The organism is Aromatoleum diolicum (assembly GCF_012910955.1).
Taxonomy (GTDB): domain Bacteria; phylum Pseudomonadota; class Gammaproteobacteria; order Burkholderiales; family Rhodocyclaceae; genus Aromatoleum; species Aromatoleum diolicum.
Genome location: NZ_WTVQ01000025.1, coordinates 38,465 through 56,957 on the forward strand (window position 1 = coordinate 38,465; position 18,493 = coordinate 56,957).

The following is an 18,493-nucleotide window of genomic DNA, read 5'->3' on the forward strand; positions in this document are numbered from 1 at the left end:
CGCCCCACGCTGCGTGGCGCCGGGGATCGAGGGTCGCCAGGGCAATGAACTCTGCGGCGCGGGCCATGGGCCGCACGTGCGAGGCGACGGCTTTTTGGATAAAATGACGGGTTTCCGCGGCCTTGCCTTACCGAAGTGATCCTCGCGGATCGTACGGAAGGAATTGCACAGGGCGACAAGGTCTCGACCACCCCCATTTGCCTCGAGCAGGCGAGTTGCCTGCCGTAAGCTACGGCCCCCCAATCGTGTCTGCGCGGGTGTTTCATCGCGCAGGCACTGAATCGATTACAGTGATCCATGACAGACCGCGCTCCTACCCCATCCCCCGCTGCCGACACGCTCGACGCGCTCCGCCTGGAAGTTGCAGCAATCATCGTCGAAGCCCTGAATCTGGACCTTGCCCCGGAATCGATCCCGGCTGACGACTCGCTGTTCGGCGAAGGACTCGGGCTGGATTCGATCGACATCCTCGAAGTCGCGCTGGTGGTGTCGAAACGCTACGGCTTCCAGCTGCGCGCCGACAACGAGGACAACGTCAAGATCTTCCGCTCGCTGCGCAGCCTGACCGAGTACATCGCCGCCCACCGCACGGCATGAAACTGGATCTGGCGCAGGCCGGACGCGGACTGGCCATCGCCATTGCAGTCGTAGCCTGGGCGGTGGCGGCACATTACACCAGCGCGCTGGTCGACTCCTCGCACTGGGGCGCGGTGCTGGCAATGGCGCCGTTCGTCGCCGTGGCCGGGGCCTTCGCGTGGCGTTCGCCGCGGCGCCCGCTGATGCTCGGGCTGCTGGCGCTGGCGACGCTGGCACTCATTGCGATGTGGCCGACGCTCGCACGTAACGTTGGGTGGCTGTATTTCGTCCAGCACGTCGCGACGAACACTTTATTGTGCATTGGCTTTGGCCGCACGCTGCTCGGCACACGACAGCCGATGTGCACGCAGATTGCTGCCGTCATCCATCGTGAGCTCAGCCCTGCGCTTGTTCGCTATACCCGCCATGTGACGCTGGCGTGGGCCGTGTTCTTTGCGCTGATGGTGACGATTTCCGTGCTGCTGTTCGCGTTCGGCTCCCTTACCGCATGGTCGACGTTTGCCAATCTGCTCACGCTGCCGCTGGTCGCACTGATGTTTGCCGCCGAATACGCAGTGCGGCTGTGGCTGCTGCCGGAGGACCGCAGCAGCATCCTTGACGCGATCCGTGCGTACCGGCATTCGGCGCCGGCCGCGTCGGTCACGCCCCCCCATTCGCCGACGCCGTACGATCAATGACCCCCCACACTTCCGCAGCGCTGCCGCTGCTGACCCATCGCACGCTGACCGCCACCGTCGCCTGGCGCGAGGGATGTCCCATTACTGTCGGACAATTTCTCGCCGACGTATATCGGCTTGTCCGTCTGTTGCCGGCCGGTGCTCATGTGTTGAATGTGTGCGCCGATCGCTATCGCTTTACCGTAGGGCTGGCGGCGAGCCTGGTCAGTGGCAAAGTTAGTCTGCTGCCGTCTACACACACGCCGGAAACGGTTCGACAGCTTGTCGCGTTCGCGCCCGACGCGTTCTGTCTGACGGACTCGCAACCGTGCGACATCGACCTCCCGCAGTGCCACTTCCCCGAGCTTCCGCCCGCCGAACATGCGGGTGAAGTTCCGTTGATCGACGCCGACCAACTGGTCGCCTACGTGTTCACGTCCGGCTCCACCGGCAGCCCGGTGCCGCACCGCAAGACGTGGGGAGCACTGGTGCGCAACGTCGCCGCGGAGGCCGACCGACTGGGGCTGCACGCAAGCGACCCGTTCACGCTGGTCGGCACCGTTCCACCGCAGCACATGTACGGTTTCGAATCGACGGTGTTGCTGGCCTTGCAGGGTGGCGGTGCGATGTGGGCCGGACGACCATTTTACCCGGCGGATATCGCGGCGGCACTCGCTGCCCTGCCACGGCGGCGCGTGCTCGTATCGACGCCCTTCCACATCCGCGCACTGCTCGCGGCGGACCTCGCGCTGCCAGCCGCCGACCTCGTCGTATCGGCCACTGCGCCGCTGTCGGGCAATCTTGCGGTCGAGACCGAAGCGCGCATGCAGTGTCCGCTAATGGAAATCTACGGGTGTACCGAGACCGGCCAGACGGCGACCCGCCGCACCGCGCAGACCGCGGAATGGCAGCTGTTCCGCGACGTATGCCTGAGCGTCGAGGATGGAGAGGTGTGGGCGCATGGTGGACATGTCGAACAGCGCACGATGCTCAGCGACATCATCGAACCGACGCAGGATGACCGCTTCCTGCTGCATGGGCGCTCGGCCGATCTGGTAAACATCGCGGGCAAGCGCAGTTCGCTCGGCTATCTCAATCATCAGCTCAATGCGATTCCCGGCGTGCTCGACGGCAGCTTCTTCATGCCCGACGACGAACAGGCCGACAGCGTGACCCGGCTCGTGGCGGTGGTCGTGGCGCCCGGGCTGGATCATGCCGCGCTGATGCGGGCGCTGCGCGCGCGCGTCGATCCCCTGTTCCTGCCGCGCCCGCTATTGTTCGCCGACGCTCTGCCGCGCAATGCGACCGGCAAGCTGCCGCGCGCGGCGCTCGAGGAGCTGCGTCGGCAGCTGGGTGGCGGATCGGCATGATTCACGAAACCACATTTACCGTAGCGCCAGATCACCCGGCCTTGGCCGGTCATTTTCCCGGCCAGCCGATCCTGCCGGGCGTGGTGTTGCTGGGCTGGGCCATGCAGACGCTGGGCGCGGCGCTCGAACGGGCGGTCCCGCCGTGCAATATCGGGTCGGCGAAATTCCTGCGCCCGGTAAAGCCCGGAACGGTGCTGCGCATCCGGCACACGCTGCAGTCCGGCGAGAGCTGGCGTTTCGACATTTTCGCCGGTGACGACACCGTTGCCTCGGGCACCTTGCGGGTTGGCGCGCCATGAGCGAAACGCCCGCAGCCAAGGCTCCGCGAACCGCCGGCGCCGAGTGGGCAACGCGGCCGGAACGCAGCAATCAGGCGACGCTGCGCCTGATGACATGGATTTCGCTGCGCCTCGGACGGCCCGCCGGGCGCGTCGTGCTGTGGCTGATCGCGGCCTATTTCCTGCTGTTCGCGCCGCCCGCGCGCCGTGCCTCGCGCGACTGGCTGACGCGCGTGCTCGGCCGTCCGCCAGCATGGCGCGAGCTGTTTCGCCATTTCTTCACCTTCGCTGCGACGATCCACGACCGCGTGTATCTGATCAACGAGCGTTTCGATCTTTTCGATCTCCGAGTGCATGGCGGCGAGCTTATCCAGGACTGCGTCGCACGCGGTGAAGGGGTGTTCCTGATGGGCGCGCACATGGGCAGTTTCGAGGTCATGCGCGCAGTCGGCCGCCAGCAGCCCGGGATGCGCGTGGCGATGGTGATGTACGAGGACAACGCACGCAAGATCAACGAGACCCTCGCCGCGATCAACCCCGCGGCACTCCAGGACATCATCCCGCTCGGCCGGATCGACTCGATGCTGAAGGTCAAGGAACGGCTCGAGGACGGTTCGCTGGTCGGCATGCTCGGTGACCGCAGCCTTGGTCAGGATGCCGCCCAGCCGGTGGAGTTTCTCGGTCAGCCGGCGAATTTTCCGCTCGGTCCCTGGCGCATGGCGGCGATGTTGAAGCGGCCGGTGATCCTGATGGTCGGACTGTACCGGGGTGGCAATCGCTACGACATCCACTTCGAACCACTGGCGGATTTTTCCGGCGTGTCACGTGAAAACCGAGGCCAGGTCCAGCGCGAGGCCGTCGAGCGCTACGCTGCGCGGCTGGCGCATTACGCGCGCCAAGCGCCTTTCAACTGGTTCAATTTTTTCGATTTCTGGCAAGGCGCGCGGCAACGCGACGTGCGCTGAGCCTTCGGGAGCCGTCTGTGCCGAACGCCGGAGTTTTCCGCCTGTTGTCGATCGCCCTGCTCGCGGCCGCGGGACTGCTGCACGGCGGATTCACTGCCGCTGCCGAGGATTGGAGCCTCGAGCGCCTGATGCAGACACTGGGCAAGCAGAGCAGTGGACAGGCGACGTTTTCCGAGCGCAAGTATCTCGCGGTCCTCGACCAGCCGGTGGAATCCTCGGGCGAATTGCGCTTTCGCGCCCCGGACCGGCTGGAGAAGATCACCCTGAAACCGCGCCCCGAGTCGCTGGTACTCGAAGGCAACACGCTGACGGTGACGCGCGGCAAGAAGCAACTGGTGCTGCGCCTGTCGGACTACGGCGAGGTCGCGGCCTTCATCGACAGCATCCGCGCCACGCTTGCCGGCGACCGCGCGACACTCGAACGCACCTACGGACTGCATCTGTCCGGCAGCGCAGAACGTTGGACGCTGACGCTGCTGCCGCGCGACCCCCGCATGGCTGAAGTGGTGCTCAAGATCAGCATTGCGGGGACACGTGGTCAATTGCGCCAGATCGAGATCCTGCAAGCCGACGGCGACCGTTCGGTCATGGAGATCCTTGCGATGGGCGCGACGCGGTGACACGACGTTTCGTGCCGGCACTGCTGGTCTGGCTCGCCTTCGTCGCGGCTTGCATCGGCATCATCAGCCAGACGCGCTTCACCACCGACCTTTCCGCCTTCCTGCCCGCATCGCCCACTGCGGAGCAACAGGTGCTGGTCGATCAGTTGCGCGACGGCATGGTGTCGCGCCTGCTGCTGGTCGGCATCGAAGGTGGCGACGCGAAAACGCGTGCGGAAGTTTCCCGCAGCGTGGCGCACACCTTACGCGCGGATCCCGCCTTCGGTGTAGTCGCCAATGGTGAGCCGATCCACCGCGAACGTGATCAGGTGCTGCTGTTCCAGCACCGCTACCTGCTGAGTCCCGCGGTCACCCCCGAGCGCTTCACCGCGGACGGTCTGCAGACAGCGATCGGCGAATCCATCGACCTGCTCGCGTCACCGATCGGCATGCTGACCAAATCGCTGTTGCCGCGCGACCCGACGGGCGAGATGATGCAGTTGCTCGAACGCCTCGATGGCGGCAACCGGCCGGCAATGTCCGAGGGCGTGTGGGCGTCGCGCGACGGACAACGCGCATTGTTGCTGGCACAAACGCGCGCCGCGGGCTCCGACCTCGACAACCAGCAAGCCGCCATCGCCAACCTGCGCGGAGCCTTCGCCGCCGCCGTCGCCAATAGTCAGGCGTCCGCCGCGGAAGTGAAACTGTTGATTTCCGGCCCGGGTGTGTTCGCGGTCGCGTCGCGCGCCACGATCAAGGACGAGGTGCTGCGCCTGGTGTTGATTTCGACGGCGCTGATCGTTGCGCTGCTGCTGTTCATCTACCGCTCGCCCGTCGCGCTGATGCTCGGTTTGCTGCCGGTGGTGTCCGGCGAACTCGCCGGTGTTGTCGCGGTCAGTCTCGGTTTCGGCATGGTGCACGGCATCACGCTGGGTTTCGGCACCACACTGATCGGCGAAGCGGTCGATTACGCCATCTATCTCTTCGTGCAATCGGGCGATACGAACGATCAAGCGGCGGGCGATCCAGGAAAGCAGCGCGCCTTCTGGGCCACCATCTGGCTCGGCGTGCTGACTTCGATCTGCGGCTTCGCGGCCCTGATTTTTGCGGGCTTTCCCGGCCTTGCGCAACTCGGTCTGTATTCCATCGCCGGCCTGACGGCCGCGGCGCTGACGACGCGCTTTATCCTGCCGCACCTGCTGCCTGCCGGTTTCGCTGTCCGCGATGTCAGCCCGTTCGGTGTGCGGCTGCAAGGCTTCGTTGCCGTGGCGCATCGACTACGCTGGGGTCTGCTCGCACTCGCCGTGCTCGCCGCCGGTGTCATCCATGTGAATCGCGACCGCGTGTGGAACCACGAACTCTCGGCGCTGAGCCCGGTATCCGCCGCCGATCAGGCGCTCGATCTCGCGTTGCGCAGTGATCTCGGGGCGCCCGACGTGCGCTACATGATCGTGGTGCGCGGCGCCGATCCCGAAGCCGCGCTGCGGGCAGCCGAAACCGTCGGCGAACATCTGCAGCCCCTGGTCGACACGGGGGCCATCGGCGGCTTCGAGAGTGCCGCCCACTATCTGCCCTCGCAGTCCCGTCAACTCGCACGTCGGGCAAGTCTGCCGGAAGGGGTTGAGCTCGCGAACCGCCTGCGCACTGCCACGGCCGACCTCCCCCTGCCAGCCGAGCGCCTGGCCCCCTTCCTCGCCGACGTCGCCACCGCCCGCGAACGCGCGCCCCTGACGCGAGCCGACCTAGACGGCACCAGTTTCGCGATGGCAGTGGATTCGCTGTTGATCCGGCAGGGCGATCACTGGACCGCCCTGCTCCCGCTACGTGCTCCGGTAACGGGCCCGCACGCGCATGAAGTCGATGCCGCACAGGTGCGAGCAGCACTGGCCCAGGTCACCGGCACCGAGGCGCTGTTCATCGACATGAAGGGCGAATCCGACGCGCTCTACGGCGGCTATCTGCGCGAGGCAGTGCTGCTGTCGCTGGCCGGCGTCGCCGCCATCGTCGTCTTGCTGGCCTTCACGCTGCGCTCGCCGCGGCGCGTCCTGCGAGTCCTGATGCCGCTCGCTGCAGCAGTACTGGTAGTCGTCGCCGGCCTCGTCCTTGCCGGCGTGGCGCTGACGATCCTGCATCTGGTCGGTCTGCTGCTGATTGTCGCGGTAGGATCCAACTATGCGCTGTTCTTCGATCAGGACAACGGCGCCGACGGCCCCGCACCGCGTACGCTGGCCTCGATGCTGTTCGCCAACCTGACGACGGTCACCGGCTTCGGCGTGCTGGCGTTCTCGTCGGTTCCCGTGCTGCAGGCGATCGGCGGCACGGTCGGACCCGGCGCGATCCTCGCCCTGCTTTTCGCCGCTACCCTCGCACGGCCCTCATGCCCCGCCGCTGGCAACCCACTCCGCTGATCCGGCTCTCCGCCGCACTGCATGCCACTGCAGCAGCCGGCCTGCTGTTGCGCCCGGAGGCCTGGCCGTGGGCAGCGGGCGCCCTTGTCGCCAACCACGGCCTCCTTACCGCGGCCGGCTTGTGGCCGCGCAGCCGCCTGCTGGGTCCGAACTGGACACACCTGCCGGCCGACGCCGCTGCGCGCGGCGAGATCGCACTGACCATTGACGACGGCCCCGATCCGGAGGTCACGCCACGGGTACTCGACCTGCTCGACCGGCACGGTGTGCAAGCGACTTTCTTCGTCATCGGTCGCCTTGTGCGCCAACACCCGGCGCTGAGCCGCGAAATCATCGCGCGCGGCCACACGGTCGAGAACCACAGCGAACATCACCTGAAAACCTTCTCGTTGCACGGCCCGCGCTGGCTTGCCCACGAAGTCCGCGCCGCGCAGGACACGATCGCCGAGGTCTGCGGCGCGACACCGCGCTTCTTCCGCGCGCCCGCCGGACTGCGCACTCCCTTCCTCGAACCTGTGCTGGCACGACTGGACCTACAGCTCGCCGCCTGGTCCCGCCGCGCTTACGACACACGCAACGGCAACGCGCAGGCAGTGGGCGACCGGCTGTTGCGCGGGCTGGCCGGCGGCGACATCCTGCTGCTGCATGACGGCAACGCGGCACGCACCCCGCGAGGCACCGCAGTCATCCTCGAAACCTTGCCGCGCCTGCTCGCGCACTGCGCCGATGCGGGCCTGAAACCTGTCACCCTGCAGTCTGCGATCCGATGAGCGATCCATTCTTGCGCACCCTGGCCTCCAGTGCGGCGGCGCGCGGGCCAAGGTTCCGCCTCTCGGCGTCGGTCGACCTCGCGGTCTGCATCGTCCGCGGCCAGCGCATGCCGCGAATCCATGGCCGGCCGCTGGTGGAGTGGATTACCCTGCTCGAAGGTCTTGGATTTTCGGTCGACAGCCACCCGATGAACGGCGACAAGCCCTTTGCGAACGTGATGCTGCTCGCGCAGGTGCGCGATTGACGCCAACGACAAAGCGGTCAAATTGAGGCCGCACCACTGTGCCTTTTCGGGACGTCCGGCACACGCCGATCCCCCTGACACAGACCAGACACGGCCGATTGATGCAATTTGCTAAAATGCCGTTCTTTCATGAGTTTCCGAGGCTCTGTGACCCCGCTCCTGATCTCCCGCTACACCGCCACAACCTGCCTCGGCAGGGGGCTGGGGCCGCTACGAGAGGCCATGCTCGCTGGTCGGTCTGGCCTGAAGCCCTGTGATTTCGAGACCGTCGAGCTGAACACCTGGATCGGCGAGGTCGAGGGATGCGATGACGAGGCGCTGCCCGCGCGCCTGGGTGACTTTAACTGCCGCAACAATCGCCTCGCACAGATCGGACTTACGCAGGACGGCTTCGCCGACGCGGTGCGCGATACCGCGGAACGCCTTGGCAAGGACCGCATCGGCGTATTCCTCGGCACCAGCACGTCGGGCATTCTCGAAACCGAACTGGCCTATCGGCGGCGCGACCCGGTGACGGGTGCCCTGCCTGGCGAATTCCACTACGCAGGCACCCACAATACCTACTCGGTGGCCGCCTTCGTGCAAGCCTGGTTCGGGCTCACCGGTCCTGCCGCCGTCGTTTCCTCCGCCTGCTCGTCAAGCGCCAAGGTATTTGCCTCAGCTGCCCGGATGATCGAAGCCGGGCTCATCGACGCCGCGCTGGTTGGCGGCGTGGACTCCCTGTGCCTGACGACACTGTACGGTTTCAACTCGCTCGAACTCACCTCGTCGCAGGCCTGCCGCCCCTTCGACCGCGCGCGTGACGGGATCTCGATTGGCGAGGGGGCGGCATTTGCGCTGCTCGAGCGCACGCCGGACACGCCCCAAGCCTTGGACAATGGCGCCATCCTGCTGCTCGGTGTCGGCGAATCGAGCGATGCCTATCACATGTCGTCCCCGCATCCCGAGGGCCGCGGCGCACGCGCGGCGATGGAGGCGGCACTCGCCAGTGCCGGTCTGGGCACCGGCGATATCGACTACATCAATCTGCACGGCACGGCCACGCCGAACAATGACGACGCCGAGGGCAAGGCGGTCAGCGGACTCTTCGGCGCGAGGACACCGTGCTGTTCGACCAAGGGTGCCACCGGCCACACGCTCGGCGCCGCCGGTGGCGTCGAGGCCGTCATCGCGGCACTGGCCCTGCGCGACGGCTTCCTGCCCGCAGGCGCAGGCACGCGCGACCCGGAACCTGGGCTCGACTATCTGCTCGCCACTCGCAGGCAGCCGGTACGCCGGGTACTTAGCAATTCATTCGGATTCGGCGGCACCAATTGCAGCCTGATCCTCGGCCGCCCAGGGTAATCCCGACATGTCCTCACCTCCTTCCGCCTGGCTGCACAGCATCGGCCTGCTCGGCCCCGGCCTGCCCGACTGGCCGCACTGCGCGGCGATCCTCGCCGGTGACGCCACCTGGACGCCGGAAAAGACCGTCCTTACCGCCCCCGATCTGCTGCCCCCGGCCGAACGCCGCCGGGCCGTGCGCGTCGTCAAGCTCGCACTGACTGTCGGACTGGAGGCGGTCGCGGCTGCCGGCGTGGACGCCACGCAGCTCGCCACCGTCTTCAGTTCCTCGGGGGGCGACGGAGTGAACTGCCACCAGATCTGCGAGACCCTCGCCTCCGACGACCGGCAGATCTCGCCGACGCGCTTTCACAATTCGGTGCATAACGCTGCCGCAGGCTACTGGAGCATCGCCACCGGCGCGACCGCCCCCGCCGGCGTGTTATGTGCGTTCGACGGCAGTTTTGCCGCGGGCCTGCTCGAAGCCCTGGTGCACGTCGCCGTCGAACGAACGCCCTGCCTGCTGATCGCGTACGACGCCGATTACCCCGAACCGCTGCGCGCAGCACGCCCGATCCCCGACGCTTTCGGCGTCGCGCTGCTGCTGAGCCCCGAATCGGGAGACAAGCCCATCGGCCGGATTTCGGCACAGCTCACGCGGGATAGTGCCGACACGCTAGCCGACGCGGCACTCGAACGCCTACGCCACTCCATTCCCGCAGCACGCAGCCTGCCGCTGCTCGCCGCCATCGCGCAGCGAAAATCGGACCGCGTCGTGCTCGACTATCTCGATCACACCCGAATTGCCGTGGACTTCACCGCATGAGCGACCAGCCCGCAAGGCTCGACCACGCTGAAATTGCCGCACGCATTCCGCACCAGGGCAACATGTGTCTGCTCGCCGGCGTCGACGAGTGGAACAGCGAATCGATCCGCTGCCATGCAAGCAGCCATCGCGACGCCGGCAACCCGCTGCGCGAAGCCTGGGGGCTGCCGGCCGCCAGCGCGATCGAATACGCGGCACAGGCAATGGCGGTGCATGGTGCCCTGCTCGCCCGCCCGGGCGACACCCCGCGTGCCGGCTACCTCGCCAGCGTACGCAGCGTCGAGATCGCCGTCGAGCGTCTCGACACGATCGCCGAACCGCTCGATGTGCAGGCCGAACGACTCACCGGCAACGACAACCAGATCCTCTACACCTTCACCGTCGCCGCCGCGGGCAGAACACTCGTCTCGGGCCGCGCAGCGGTGATCCTCGATGCCGCCGCACTCGCAGGTGGCCCTACCAGGAGTCCCGTTTGAAACGCGCACTCGTCACCGGCGGCAGCGGCGGCATCGGCGCCGCGATCTGCCGCCGCCTGGCCAGCGACGGCCATCACGTCTTCATCCACGCCAACCGGCATCTCGCAAAGGCTGAAGCCGTTGCGGACGAAATCCGGGCAGCCGGCGGCAGTGCCACAGCGGTCGCCTTCGACGTCACCGATGCCATCGCAACCGCTACCGCGCTCGAATCGATCACTGCGGATACGCCGATCCAGATCCTCGTCAACAACGCCGGCATCCACGACGACGCGGTATTCCCCGGCATGCGCGCGGAACAATGGCAGCGGGTGATCGACGTGTCGCTGAACGGCTTTTTCAACGTCACGCAGCCGCTGACGATGCCGATGATCCGCACCCGCTGGGGACGCATCATCACGATCTCCTCGGTCGCCGCGATCACCGGCAACCGCGGCCAGACGAACTACGCGGCCGCCAAGGGTGCGCTGCATTCGGCCAGCAAGTCGCTCGCGCAGGAACTCGCCAGCCGCGGCATCACCGTGAATGTGGTTGCCCCCGGCATCATCGACACGGCGATGAGCGAAGGCACTTTCGACGCTGATGCGATCGCGCGCATGGTGCCGATGAAGCGCGCCGGGCAGCCCGGCGAAGTCGCCGACCTGGTGGCTTTCCTCGCGTCACCGCAGGCAGCTTACATCACCGGCCAGGTGATCTCGATCAACGGCGGGATGATCTGAAGCGCTGCATCACCAGCACCGGCAGGCGGACGAGAAAACCGAAGAACAGGCGCGTGTGCATCCACGTCAGCAGCAGGTTGTCGCGCGCGTAATTGAAATGCGACACGCCGCCCTCGTCGGCGCGGAAATACTTCACCGGCGCCGGCAGATTAACCGGCCGCACGCCGAGCCAGCCCATGCGCACCACCGCCTCCGGGTCGAAGTCGAAGCGCCGCATCCAGCGCTGTCCGCGCATCACCTTGATCAGCGACGCAATCGGGTAGACGCGGAAGCCGAACAACGAATCGCCGATACCCATCCACAGCGTTTCGAGATTCGCCCACCAGTTCGACACCTTGCGCCCGCGCACCCGCAGCGCTGGCGCGCTGGCGTCGAACACCGGCATGCCGAGGATCATCGCATCCGGTCGTGCGGCCGATGCCGCCATGAAATCGGGAATCAGCTCGGCCGGATGCTGGCCATCGGAGTCCATCGTCAGGACATGCGTGAAGCCCTGTTTCGCCGCCAGTTCGATGCCGTACAGCACCGCCGCACCCTTGCCACGGTTCTGCGGAAGAACGATGACGCGCAGACCGGGATCGCACGCGGCCAATGCCCGCAGGCCGTCCGCAGTGCCGTCAGTGCTGCCATCGACCACCACCCACACCGGCATCCACTGATGCCGCGCCGCACGGACCGTGTCGAACACCTTGGCGCCCGGGTTGTAACTCGGAATCAGCACCAGATGCGTCGCCGTTGGCGTCTCGATCGTACGCGGCGTCGGGATCGGCGTCGGGCGGGTTGCCGGTTGATAGGTCATGACTGCAATCAAACTCGATTCAGGCGTTGGGCGACGACGCGCCGCCATCGGTCCCGACCGGCAGATCGGGCAGGACTGCGTGTGCCAATTCGGCAGCAAAATAGCGTTCAAGTTCTGCCATAAAAGGCTGCACGCTGGCCGGCGGGTCGAAGCGCTTGCCAAGCCGTACGCGGTAGGTCACGGGCATCTCCGGCTTGCGGAACAGCGGCCAGCCCTTGCACAGGTAAGGCGATGCCGTCTCGATGAAAATTGTCTGGATCGGCACTTTGGCGCGCCGAGAGATCAGCCCGACACTGCTCATCAAAGGGTTGACCGGCAGACGTATCGTACGCGTGCCTTCCGGAAACACCAGCAGAAAACTGCCCGCGGCCAGGTCTTCAGTCGCGCGCCCTACCATGCGTAGCGGCGCATCGTTGCGGATGTAGCGTGCCAGCCGCGCCCCGGCCCCGAGAAAGATGTTGTCCATCAGCCCGGCCTTCATGATGCAGACGACGTCGGGCAGGCGCGAGATCACCATCACCGCGTCGAGCAGACAGGGATGATTCGGCGCGAGGATCAGCGGCCCCTGCCCGCGCAGGCTGTCGAGCGCCGCCAGATCGAAACGGCACGCACCGATCAGCGTGAGGAAGCGGATATACGCATTGAAGCCATGGTTGATGAAGAGGCGCCCGAGCCTGCGTCCCGCGCCCGACGGCAGCACCGGATGCAGCAGCATCGCAATCGGTGTCCACAGCAGGCATATCGTGCCCAGATACCCGAGCCCGAGGTACAGCAGCACGTACTCGTGCAACGTACGCACGGGGCTCGGTCGGGCATGGTGCCCCGACTCAGTCATCAGCCTCGACCCGCTGCGAGGACTCGCCCAGCACCCAGGTGACGGCTACGCCGGCGGCGAAATAATCGCGCGACTTCACCAGCGGGCTGTCGTCGAACACCGCCCCGGCGAGGCTGTCGTAGCGCACGAAGCCGCCGAGCCACCACCCGGGGAAACGTTTCCACAGCGCGGCCAGCACCTGCGTCCCGGCATAACCGCCGCGCACGTCATAGGCCGGACGCGTGGCGGTTGCCTGCGCCCCTTCGACACCATAGAAATAGCGATGCTGCCGACGATCGCCGAACACCGGGCCGGCCACGACACCGAGCGTCCATCCGTTCATGCCCGCCGGGTCGCGCCAGTCGAGATTGAGCTGCGGCGTGAACTGCCAGCCGGTCGACTCCGGGCTGTTCTCCACCGTGAAACCGGCACGCAGCGGCAAGCGCGTCCGCAGGCGCAGGCGCTCGTCGGACGAGCGCCACAGGCGCACATCCAGAGATGGCCCGACCTCGACCGTCGGTTCGAGATCCGGCATGCCCTCGCGAACGTCTACCTTGTCGCTGCTGACCGGCGGCGACGCCGAGAGGCTAAGGCTGAGTTCGACGCGGTCGCTGTCGAAGAAGGTGCCGCGAATCCCCTCGCGATCGGCCTTCAGGAACTCGCCGCGATACACGACATAGGGCACCGGCAACACGAACAGACGGCTCTCGTCCGAGCCGCGATAAGCCGGGAACTGCAGCACGCTGACACCCGCGCCGAGTTCCCACAATGGTTTCTCGCCCGCCGTCGCACCCACCGTCACGATCTGGGCAAGCGCTCCGACCAGGGGTGTCAGCCACCCTGGTCGCGAGAGGATTGCCGAACCGCACTGACTCATCATTCCATCTCCAAAGCGTGCCCGCCGGAAGCCTCGATTTCGACCAGCAGGTCCGCGCGACACACGTCGGCCTGCAGGAACAGCGCCGGCACATCACTCGCGACATGCTGCCGGAAGGTCGCGCGGACGGCATCGAAATCCGCCGGATTGCGCACATAAATCTTGTAGGCGAGGTCTTCAAGCTGCAGTCCCGCTTGCGGCGCCACCCGGCGCGCTTCGGACAGTACCGCCTCGATGTTGCGGAGCGATTCCGCCGTCTGCGCAACGACGTCGCCCGGATGGAGCGTCTGGTGCCCCACGATGCTCGCGGTTCCCGACACGAACAGCACCGGCGGCTCGTGCGAGAGTGCGAGGTTCGCGCGCGCGAAGGTCGGACTGCGCGGGCCGTAGCGCTGCGGATAGTGATAGGCACAAATCTGCCGCGGATTCTCGATCGCCAGCGGGGCCTCGCGCAGCGCAAGGAAGTACAGCACAAAGGGGCCGGCAACCGATCCCAGCGCACACGCCGCCGGCACATTGCCCTTGGTGCTGCGGCCGCTGCCGGTGAAAGCATCCTGCCGTCCGGCATTGAACTGCCAGTACCGCTCGCTGCCATCAGCTTCCGCGTTGATCTCGGGAAAGTAGTTCCAGGCGCGGAAAAGTCCCGGATAGCCCATCTCGTCAATCAGTGCAAACAAGTGCCGGTACGCAGCATCGGTCACCTTGTGCAACCCCGAAGTCGCATCGCCATCACCCGCGCCGGAGCGGCCATCCTCACCGATTTCGACGCAGCCGAAGATCATCGAGTCGTTGCGGCGATAACGGATCGGGCCATGCGTGCCGTCAACCAAACGCCCCTTCGCACGCCACACCTCGCAGATCTCGCCACGTCCCGCCAGTTCGGGGGTCACGACATTCACCACCGGAACAGATCGCGGCCAGGAGGCAGGACGCCGTTCACCGAACACGGCGACGCCGAGCACCTCGTCCCACCAATGCTCAGGCTGCCGCTCCAGCATCGCCAGCGGCAGATAACCCAAGGATAACCCGCGAACCAAACTCATCAGCACACCACGATTTTCCGTATTCCGGCGAACGGTCGCCAATCCACCGACGCTCACGAAAAACGCCGTGCCAACACAAGTACTGTCGCCAAAGACCTGTCGAAACGATTCAGCCGCTGTACAAGCGGCTGATCGGCATATCCAAACCTTCCCCGATGAAGGGCTTCCCGGCAAGCCGAAAGCCTCCGAACCAGACAGACTTTTCCTGAAAAAACATAATCTTAGTCAGATTACCCAACTTCGGGAAGGGGCGAATGGTTACATACCGCTGTGCAAGTTGCAATGGCGCGACCCGAGCCCCGCGAGCGCAGCCAGTCGGGACTCAGAACTTCTCCACCCACGGCCGCAAATCCATCTCCTGCGTCCAAGCGCTGCGCGGTTGGCGATACAGCTGGAAATAGGCCTCCGCTATCGCGTCGGGATCAAGTCGTTCGTCGCCCCGCGCCTCGTCGGTATGTTCCACCACCGCGGATGGGCGGATCTGGCCATCGATGATTACATGCGCGACGTGGATGCCCTTCGGTTGCAACTCGCGCGCCATGCTCTGCGCCAGTGCCCGCAGGCCGAACTTGCCCACCGCAAGGTTGTGAAAACCGGCGCTGCCGCGCAGGCTCGCGGTCGCGCCGGTAAACAGAATGGTGCCGCCCGGACCACCCTGCGCAATGCGTTCGGTCATGATTCGCGCAGCGGCCCGCCCGACGAGAAAACCGCCGAGACAGCCGACACGCCAGCAGCGCTCGAATTCTTCCACAGTGGTTTCGAGAATGCCGCGCGGAACGAACGCGCCAGCGTTGTAGACCACCACATCCGGATCGCCGAAATCCGCGCGGACCTGACGAAAAAACCCTTCGACGTCCGGCTCACGACTCGCGTCGCAAGCGTAAGCCCGTGCGCCACGGCCAATGCCTGCGCATTCGACGCTCAGGTTCTCGAGACGCCCCAGATCGCGCGCCGCCAGTGCCACATTCATCTCCGCGGCGCCAAACCGCCGGGCCAGCGCACGCCCCAGGCCCGGCCCGGCTCCGACGATGACAGCCAGCTTTCGGTGTTCCATGCCTGCATCCTCCGCATCTGGCAGAACGGTCAGGGTTGGCCGCTCCTGCCTGTAGCTTAGATCACGACCGCCGCCTGCGCCGGTGCACGACTTGCACGTGGCGCATGGCTGACAAATCGGGAAAATCCCTACTCGCCCGACCAATAGCGCGCAACCGAGTACGGGGGTATGCTCGCGCCACAGGAGGCTATCGCAGCCCCTTTCCTCCTTTCCTGATGGCGAATGCGTAGCGAGGGTACCCCCCGATGACGAGTGACGTAATGGACGAGGCTTGGCGGCAAAACCTTAGCGGACGATTGGAAGAACAGCTTGGACCACATCGCACGGCCGACTGGTGGACCGGCCTTCCTCCGCCGCGTTGTCCGGGCTGGACATCAGCGGGATCCCTGACTTCGCTGCCGCTACCGAATCTTGCGCATTGCACCCGCGACCAAGTGCGCGCGTATTTCGACAACGGCTGGACCCTGACCGAACTGCTCTTTTCCGGCCTGCAGGGTGAAGAGGCGTTCTACCGTCCGCCGTATCACCAGCTTCGGCATCCGATGCTGTTCTACTATTGTCATCCGCCCGCGCTTTACGTCAATAAGCTGCGTGTCGCCGGATTGATCGACGCACCTTTGAATGCGTATTTCGAGCGTATCTTCGAAACGGGCGTCGATGAAATGCGCTGGGACGACATGTCGAAAAACGCCATGCGCTGGCCCGCCTTCGACGAGGCCTACGCCTACCGCAAGACGGTTTACGCGCTGGTCAGCGACGTCATCGCCAATCACCCCGACCTGCGCGACGGCCACGCCCCCATCGACCCGTCGCATCCGCTGTGGGCCCTGTTCATGGGTTTCGAGCATGAGCGCATCCACCTCGAGACCTCGTCGGTGCTGATCCGCGAACTGCCCGTGCGGCACGTCCGGCGCCCTGAAGGCTGGCCCCGCCTGCACCCTGACGCTCACACACCGAGGGAAGCGAACTTTCCGCCCCGCGGGGGGATCGACTACCCGGAAATGGAGCTGCTACCCGTCGCCGCGGCCCGGCTGCAACTTGGCAAGCCATCAGACTGGCCCTCCTATGGCTGGGACAACGAATACGGCAAACGCCAGATTGAAACCCAGCCCTTCCGTGCCGGCCGCAATCTTGTCAGCAATGGCGAGTTCTACCAGTTCGTGGCGGCCGGCGGCTATCGCGAGTCGCGTTGGTGGTCGCCTACCGGCTGGGCCTGGCGAAATTTCCGCAACGTAAAATGGCCGAGCTTCTGGGTGCCCGACGGCCCGGCCGGATCACACCGCTATCATCTGCGCACGCTTTTCGAGGTCATTGACATGCGCTGGGACTGGCCGGCGGAGGTCAACTGGCATGAAGCGCGCGCTTACTGCAACTGGCTCGGCGAACGCGATGGGCTGCCCTACCGCCTGCCCAGCGAGGCCGAGCACAACTCCTTGCGCGACCCCGTTGCCAATGTCGCCGACGATCCGGTGATGTGCGCCGACGGTGCGACCCTGCTGCGCGAACGCGGCCTCAATATCAACCTCGGCTGCGGCTCATCGGGCCCGGTCCGTGCGGGCCGCCACACGTCGAAGGGTTTCCATGACGTGTTCGGCAACGTCTGGCAATGGCTAGAGGATCACTTCAATCCCCTGCCCGGCGCTCAAGTCCATCCCTACTATGATGATTTCAGCAGCCCGTGCTACGACGGCCAGCACCAGATGATGGTCGGCGGCTCCTGGATCTCGACGGGGGACGAGGCGAGTGTCTGGTCACGCTTCCACTTCCGGCCGCATTTCTTCCAGCACGCGGGCTTTCGCGTTGTCCAGGCCGCGCACGACGGCGGCGCAATTCGCCTCGACAACGCCGGGGATGCGGGGCAGGTGTACGAGAGCGCACAAGTGGTCGACGACTACCTGTTGCTGCATTACGGCAGCGCGCAGGAGCAGATGCCCCATGCAGCGGGTCCGCGTGACGCGTGCGAATTTCCCTTGCGCTGTGCGCGCTGGCTCATCGACGGGGCACGCGAGTTCGGCGCATCGACCGGGCGTGCCATCGACATCGGCTGTGCCGTCGGCCGTGCCAGTTTCGAACTCGCGCGGCAATACCAGGAAGTGCTCGGGGTCGATCTCAGTCGCGCATTCATCGACACCGCGGAGAGCCTGCGTCGCGACGGCGTGCTGAAACATTTCTGCCGCGACGAAGGCGAACTGGGGCATGTGGTGCAGGCGTGCGTCGACCCGGCCATCGCGCGCGAGCGCGTGTCCTTCCGCCAGGCAGACGCCGGCTCGCTGCCGGCCGAACTCGCGGACTTCGATGCGGTGCTGATGGCGAACCTGTTGTGCCGTCTGCCGAGCCCCAAGTCGCTGCTCGGAAGGCTTGGCGGACCGCGCGGGCTGGTCCGCACGGGCGGTGTCGTGGCAATCTTTTCGCCCTACACTTGGCTTGAGCAGTTCACGCCGCGCGGCGCCTGGCTTGGCGGCTACGAGGGTCGCGACGGACCGGTGCACAGTGCACAGACGCTGCGCACTGTGCTCACGGCCGAGGGCTTCGAACTGCGCCGCGAGGCCGAGTTTCCGCTGCTGATCCGCGAGCATGCACGCAAGTACCAGTACATCGTGACGCATGCGATGCTCTGGCAACGGGTGCGCTGACCAGATGAACCGGACCGGCCCCTTTTCCTCCGATGGGCGAACGA

19 protein-coding genes are annotated in these 18,493 nt (G+C 66.0%); 14 read left to right on the forward strand and 5 right to left on the reverse strand.

The window, feature by feature from the left end:
- Positions 1-297: 297 nt before the first annotated feature.
- The 13 genes from GPA25_RS14920 (at position 298) to fabG (ending at position 11,229) form a co-directional block, all read left to right on the forward strand.
- The gene (locus GPA25_RS14920; RefSeq protein ID WP_169261208.1) at positions 298-597 is read left to right on the forward strand and encodes a phosphopantetheine-binding protein; all 300 of its coding nucleotides are present in this window, start codon (positions 298-300) and stop codon (positions 595-597) included.
- Positions 594-1,274 carry a COG4648 family protein gene (locus GPA25_RS14925; protein ID WP_169261209.1) on the forward strand — a complete coding sequence of 227 codons (681 nt, stop codon included), beginning with the start codon at positions 594-596 and terminating at the stop codon, positions 1,272-1,274. The genes GPA25_RS14920 and GPA25_RS14925 overlap by 4 nt, the downstream gene beginning before the upstream one ends.
- On the forward strand, positions 1,271-2,623 hold the full coding sequence (locus tag GPA25_RS14930) for an AMP-binding protein (protein ID WP_169261210.1): 1,353 nt from the start codon (positions 1,271-1,273) through the stop codon (positions 2,621-2,623). The genes GPA25_RS14925 and GPA25_RS14930 overlap by 4 nt, the downstream gene beginning before the upstream one ends.
- A complete protein-coding gene (locus GPA25_RS14935; protein WP_169261211.1) occupies positions 2,620-2,922 on the forward strand; it encodes a 3-hydroxyacyl-ACP dehydratase FabZ family protein in 303 nt (100 codons plus the stop codon). Before GPA25_RS14930 ends, GPA25_RS14935 begins: the two co-directional genes overlap by 4 nt.
- Entirely contained in the window at positions 2,919-3,866 is a 948-nt protein-coding gene (locus GPA25_RS14940) for a lysophospholipid acyltransferase family protein (protein WP_246265726.1), read from the forward strand. Before GPA25_RS14935 ends, GPA25_RS14940 begins: the two co-directional genes overlap by 4 nt.
- A 17-nt stretch (positions 3,867-3,883) precedes the next feature.
- Positions 3,884-4,486: an outer membrane lipoprotein carrier protein LolA gene (locus tag GPA25_RS14945; RefSeq protein WP_343034945.1), complete on the forward strand. Its 603-nt coding sequence runs from the start codon at positions 3,884-3,886 to the stop codon at positions 4,484-4,486.
- Entirely contained in the window at positions 4,483-6,873 is a 2,391-nt protein-coding gene (locus GPA25_RS14950; RefSeq protein ID WP_169261212.1) for an MMPL family transporter, read from the forward strand. The genes GPA25_RS14945 and GPA25_RS14950 overlap by 4 nt, the downstream gene beginning before the upstream one ends.
- Complete coding sequence (locus GPA25_RS14955) at positions 6,843-7,643, forward strand: polysaccharide deacetylase family protein (protein ID WP_169261213.1); 801 nt, start codon at positions 6,843-6,845, stop codon at positions 7,641-7,643. Before GPA25_RS14950 ends, GPA25_RS14955 begins: the two co-directional genes overlap by 31 nt.
- On the forward strand, positions 7,640-7,888 hold the full coding sequence (locus GPA25_RS14960) for a hypothetical protein (protein WP_169261214.1): 249 nt from the start codon (positions 7,640-7,642) through the stop codon (positions 7,886-7,888). Before GPA25_RS14955 ends, GPA25_RS14960 begins: the two co-directional genes overlap by 4 nt.
- 147 nt (positions 7,889-8,035) lie before the next feature.
- Positions 8,036-9,232 (forward strand): beta-ketoacyl-ACP synthase, encoded by a 1,197-nt coding sequence (locus GPA25_RS14965; RefSeq protein ID WP_169261215.1) that lies wholly within the window; start codon positions 8,036-8,038, stop codon positions 9,230-9,232.
- A gap of 7 nt (positions 9,233-9,239) precedes the next feature.
- A complete protein-coding gene (locus GPA25_RS14970) occupies positions 9,240-10,037 on the forward strand; it encodes a beta-ketoacyl synthase chain length factor (protein WP_169261216.1) in 798 nt (265 codons plus the stop codon).
- Positions 10,034-10,513: a hotdog family protein gene (locus GPA25_RS14975; RefSeq protein ID WP_169261217.1), complete on the forward strand. Its 480-nt coding sequence runs from the start codon at positions 10,034-10,036 to the stop codon at positions 10,511-10,513. Before GPA25_RS14970 ends, GPA25_RS14975 begins: the two co-directional genes overlap by 4 nt.
- Positions 10,510-11,229, forward strand: a complete 720-nt coding sequence (fabG, locus tag GPA25_RS14980; protein WP_169261218.1) for a 3-oxoacyl-ACP reductase FabG — start codon at positions 10,510-10,512, stop codon at positions 11,227-11,229. The genes GPA25_RS14975 and fabG overlap by 4 nt, the downstream gene beginning before the upstream one ends.
- On the opposite strand, the gene GPA25_RS14985 is transcribed toward fabG, so the two are convergent.
- The 5 genes from GPA25_RS14985 to GPA25_RS15005 form a co-directional block, all read right to left on the reverse strand.
- Positions 11,210-12,028 carry a glycosyltransferase family 2 protein gene (locus GPA25_RS14985; RefSeq protein ID WP_169261219.1) on the reverse strand — a complete coding sequence of 273 codons (819 nt, stop codon included), beginning with the start codon at positions 12,026-12,028 and terminating at the stop codon, positions 11,210-11,212. The two genes, fabG and GPA25_RS14985, sit on opposite strands and share 20 nt — an antisense overlap.
- Positions 12,029-12,047: 19 nt before the next feature.
- Complete coding sequence (locus tag GPA25_RS14990; protein ID WP_343034946.1) at positions 12,048-12,827, reverse strand: lysophospholipid acyltransferase family protein; 780 nt, start codon at positions 12,825-12,827, stop codon at positions 12,048-12,050.
- A 28-nt stretch (positions 12,828-12,855) separates the two neighbouring features.
- The gene (locus GPA25_RS14995; RefSeq protein WP_211163138.1) at positions 12,856-13,722 is read right to left on the reverse strand and encodes a MipA/OmpV family protein; all 867 of its coding nucleotides are present in this window, start codon (positions 13,720-13,722) and stop codon (positions 12,856-12,858) included.
- Positions 13,719-14,762, reverse strand: a complete 1,044-nt coding sequence (locus tag GPA25_RS15000) for a chorismate transformation FkbO/Hyg5 family protein (RefSeq protein WP_246265728.1) — start codon at positions 14,760-14,762, stop codon at positions 13,719-13,721. The genes GPA25_RS14995 and GPA25_RS15000 overlap by 4 nt, the downstream gene beginning before the upstream one ends.
- A gap of 322 nt (positions 14,763-15,084) precedes the next feature.
- Positions 15,085-15,816 (reverse strand): SDR family NAD(P)-dependent oxidoreductase, encoded by a 732-nt coding sequence (locus tag GPA25_RS15005; RefSeq protein WP_169261221.1) that lies wholly within the window; start codon positions 15,814-15,816, stop codon positions 15,085-15,087.
- Positions 15,817-16,076: 260 nt separating this feature from the next.
- Between GPA25_RS15005 and ovoA the strand changes: the two genes are divergently transcribed.
- Positions 16,077-18,449: a 5-histidylcysteine sulfoxide synthase gene (gene ovoA / locus GPA25_RS15010; protein WP_246265736.1), complete on the forward strand. Its 2,373-nt coding sequence runs from the start codon at positions 16,077-16,079 to the stop codon at positions 18,447-18,449.
- Positions 18,450-18,493 lie beyond the last annotated feature (44 nt).

Bases quoted from the DNA above. Each gene is read 5' to 3' on its own strand.
- GPA25_RS14960 (WP_169261214.1), top strand. From the start codon at position 7,640: ATGAGCGATCCATTCTTGCGCACCCTGGCCTCCAGTGCGGCGGCGCGC.
- GPA25_RS15000 (WP_246265728.1), bottom strand. From the start codon at position 14,762: ATGAGTTTGGTTCGCGGGTTATCCTTGGGTTATCTGCCGCTGGCGATG.
- ovoA (WP_246265736.1), top strand. From the start codon at position 16,077: ATGGACGAGGCTTGGCGGCAAAACCTTAGCGGACGATTGGAAGAACAG.
- GPA25_RS14955 (WP_169261213.1), top strand. From the start codon at position 6,843: ATGCCCCGCCGCTGGCAACCCACTCCGCTGATCCGGCTCTCCGCCGCA.
- GPA25_RS15005 (WP_169261221.1), bottom strand. From the start codon at position 15,816: ATGGAACACCGAAAGCTGGCTGTCATCGTCGGAGCCGGGCCGGGCCTG.
- GPA25_RS14940 (WP_246265726.1), top strand. From the start codon at position 2,919: ATGAGCGAAACGCCCGCAGCCAAGGCTCCGCGAACCGCCGGCGCCGAG.
- GPA25_RS14925 (WP_169261209.1), top strand. From the start codon at position 594: ATGAAACTGGATCTGGCGCAGGCCGGACGCGGACTGGCCATCGCCATT.
- GPA25_RS14930 (WP_169261210.1), top strand. From the start codon at position 1,271: ATGACCCCCCACACTTCCGCAGCGCTGCCGCTGCTGACCCATCGCACG.
- GPA25_RS14985 (WP_169261219.1), bottom strand. From the start codon at position 12,028: ATGACCTATCAACCGGCAACCCGCCCGACGCCGATCCCGACGCCGCGT.
- GPA25_RS14975 (WP_169261217.1), top strand. From the start codon at position 10,034: ATGAGCGACCAGCCCGCAAGGCTCGACCACGCTGAAATTGCCGCACGC.
- GPA25_RS14920 (WP_169261208.1), top strand. From the start codon at position 298: ATGACAGACCGCGCTCCTACCCCATCCCCCGCTGCCGACACGCTCGAC.
- GPA25_RS14995 (WP_211163138.1), bottom strand. From the start codon at position 13,722: ATGATGAGTCAGTGCGGTTCGGCAATCCTCTCGCGACCAGGGTGGCTG.
- GPA25_RS14935 (WP_169261211.1), top strand. From the start codon at position 2,620: ATGATTCACGAAACCACATTTACCGTAGCGCCAGATCACCCGGCCTTG.
- GPA25_RS14970 (WP_169261216.1), top strand. From the start codon at position 9,240: ATGTCCTCACCTCCTTCCGCCTGGCTGCACAGCATCGGCCTGCTCGGC.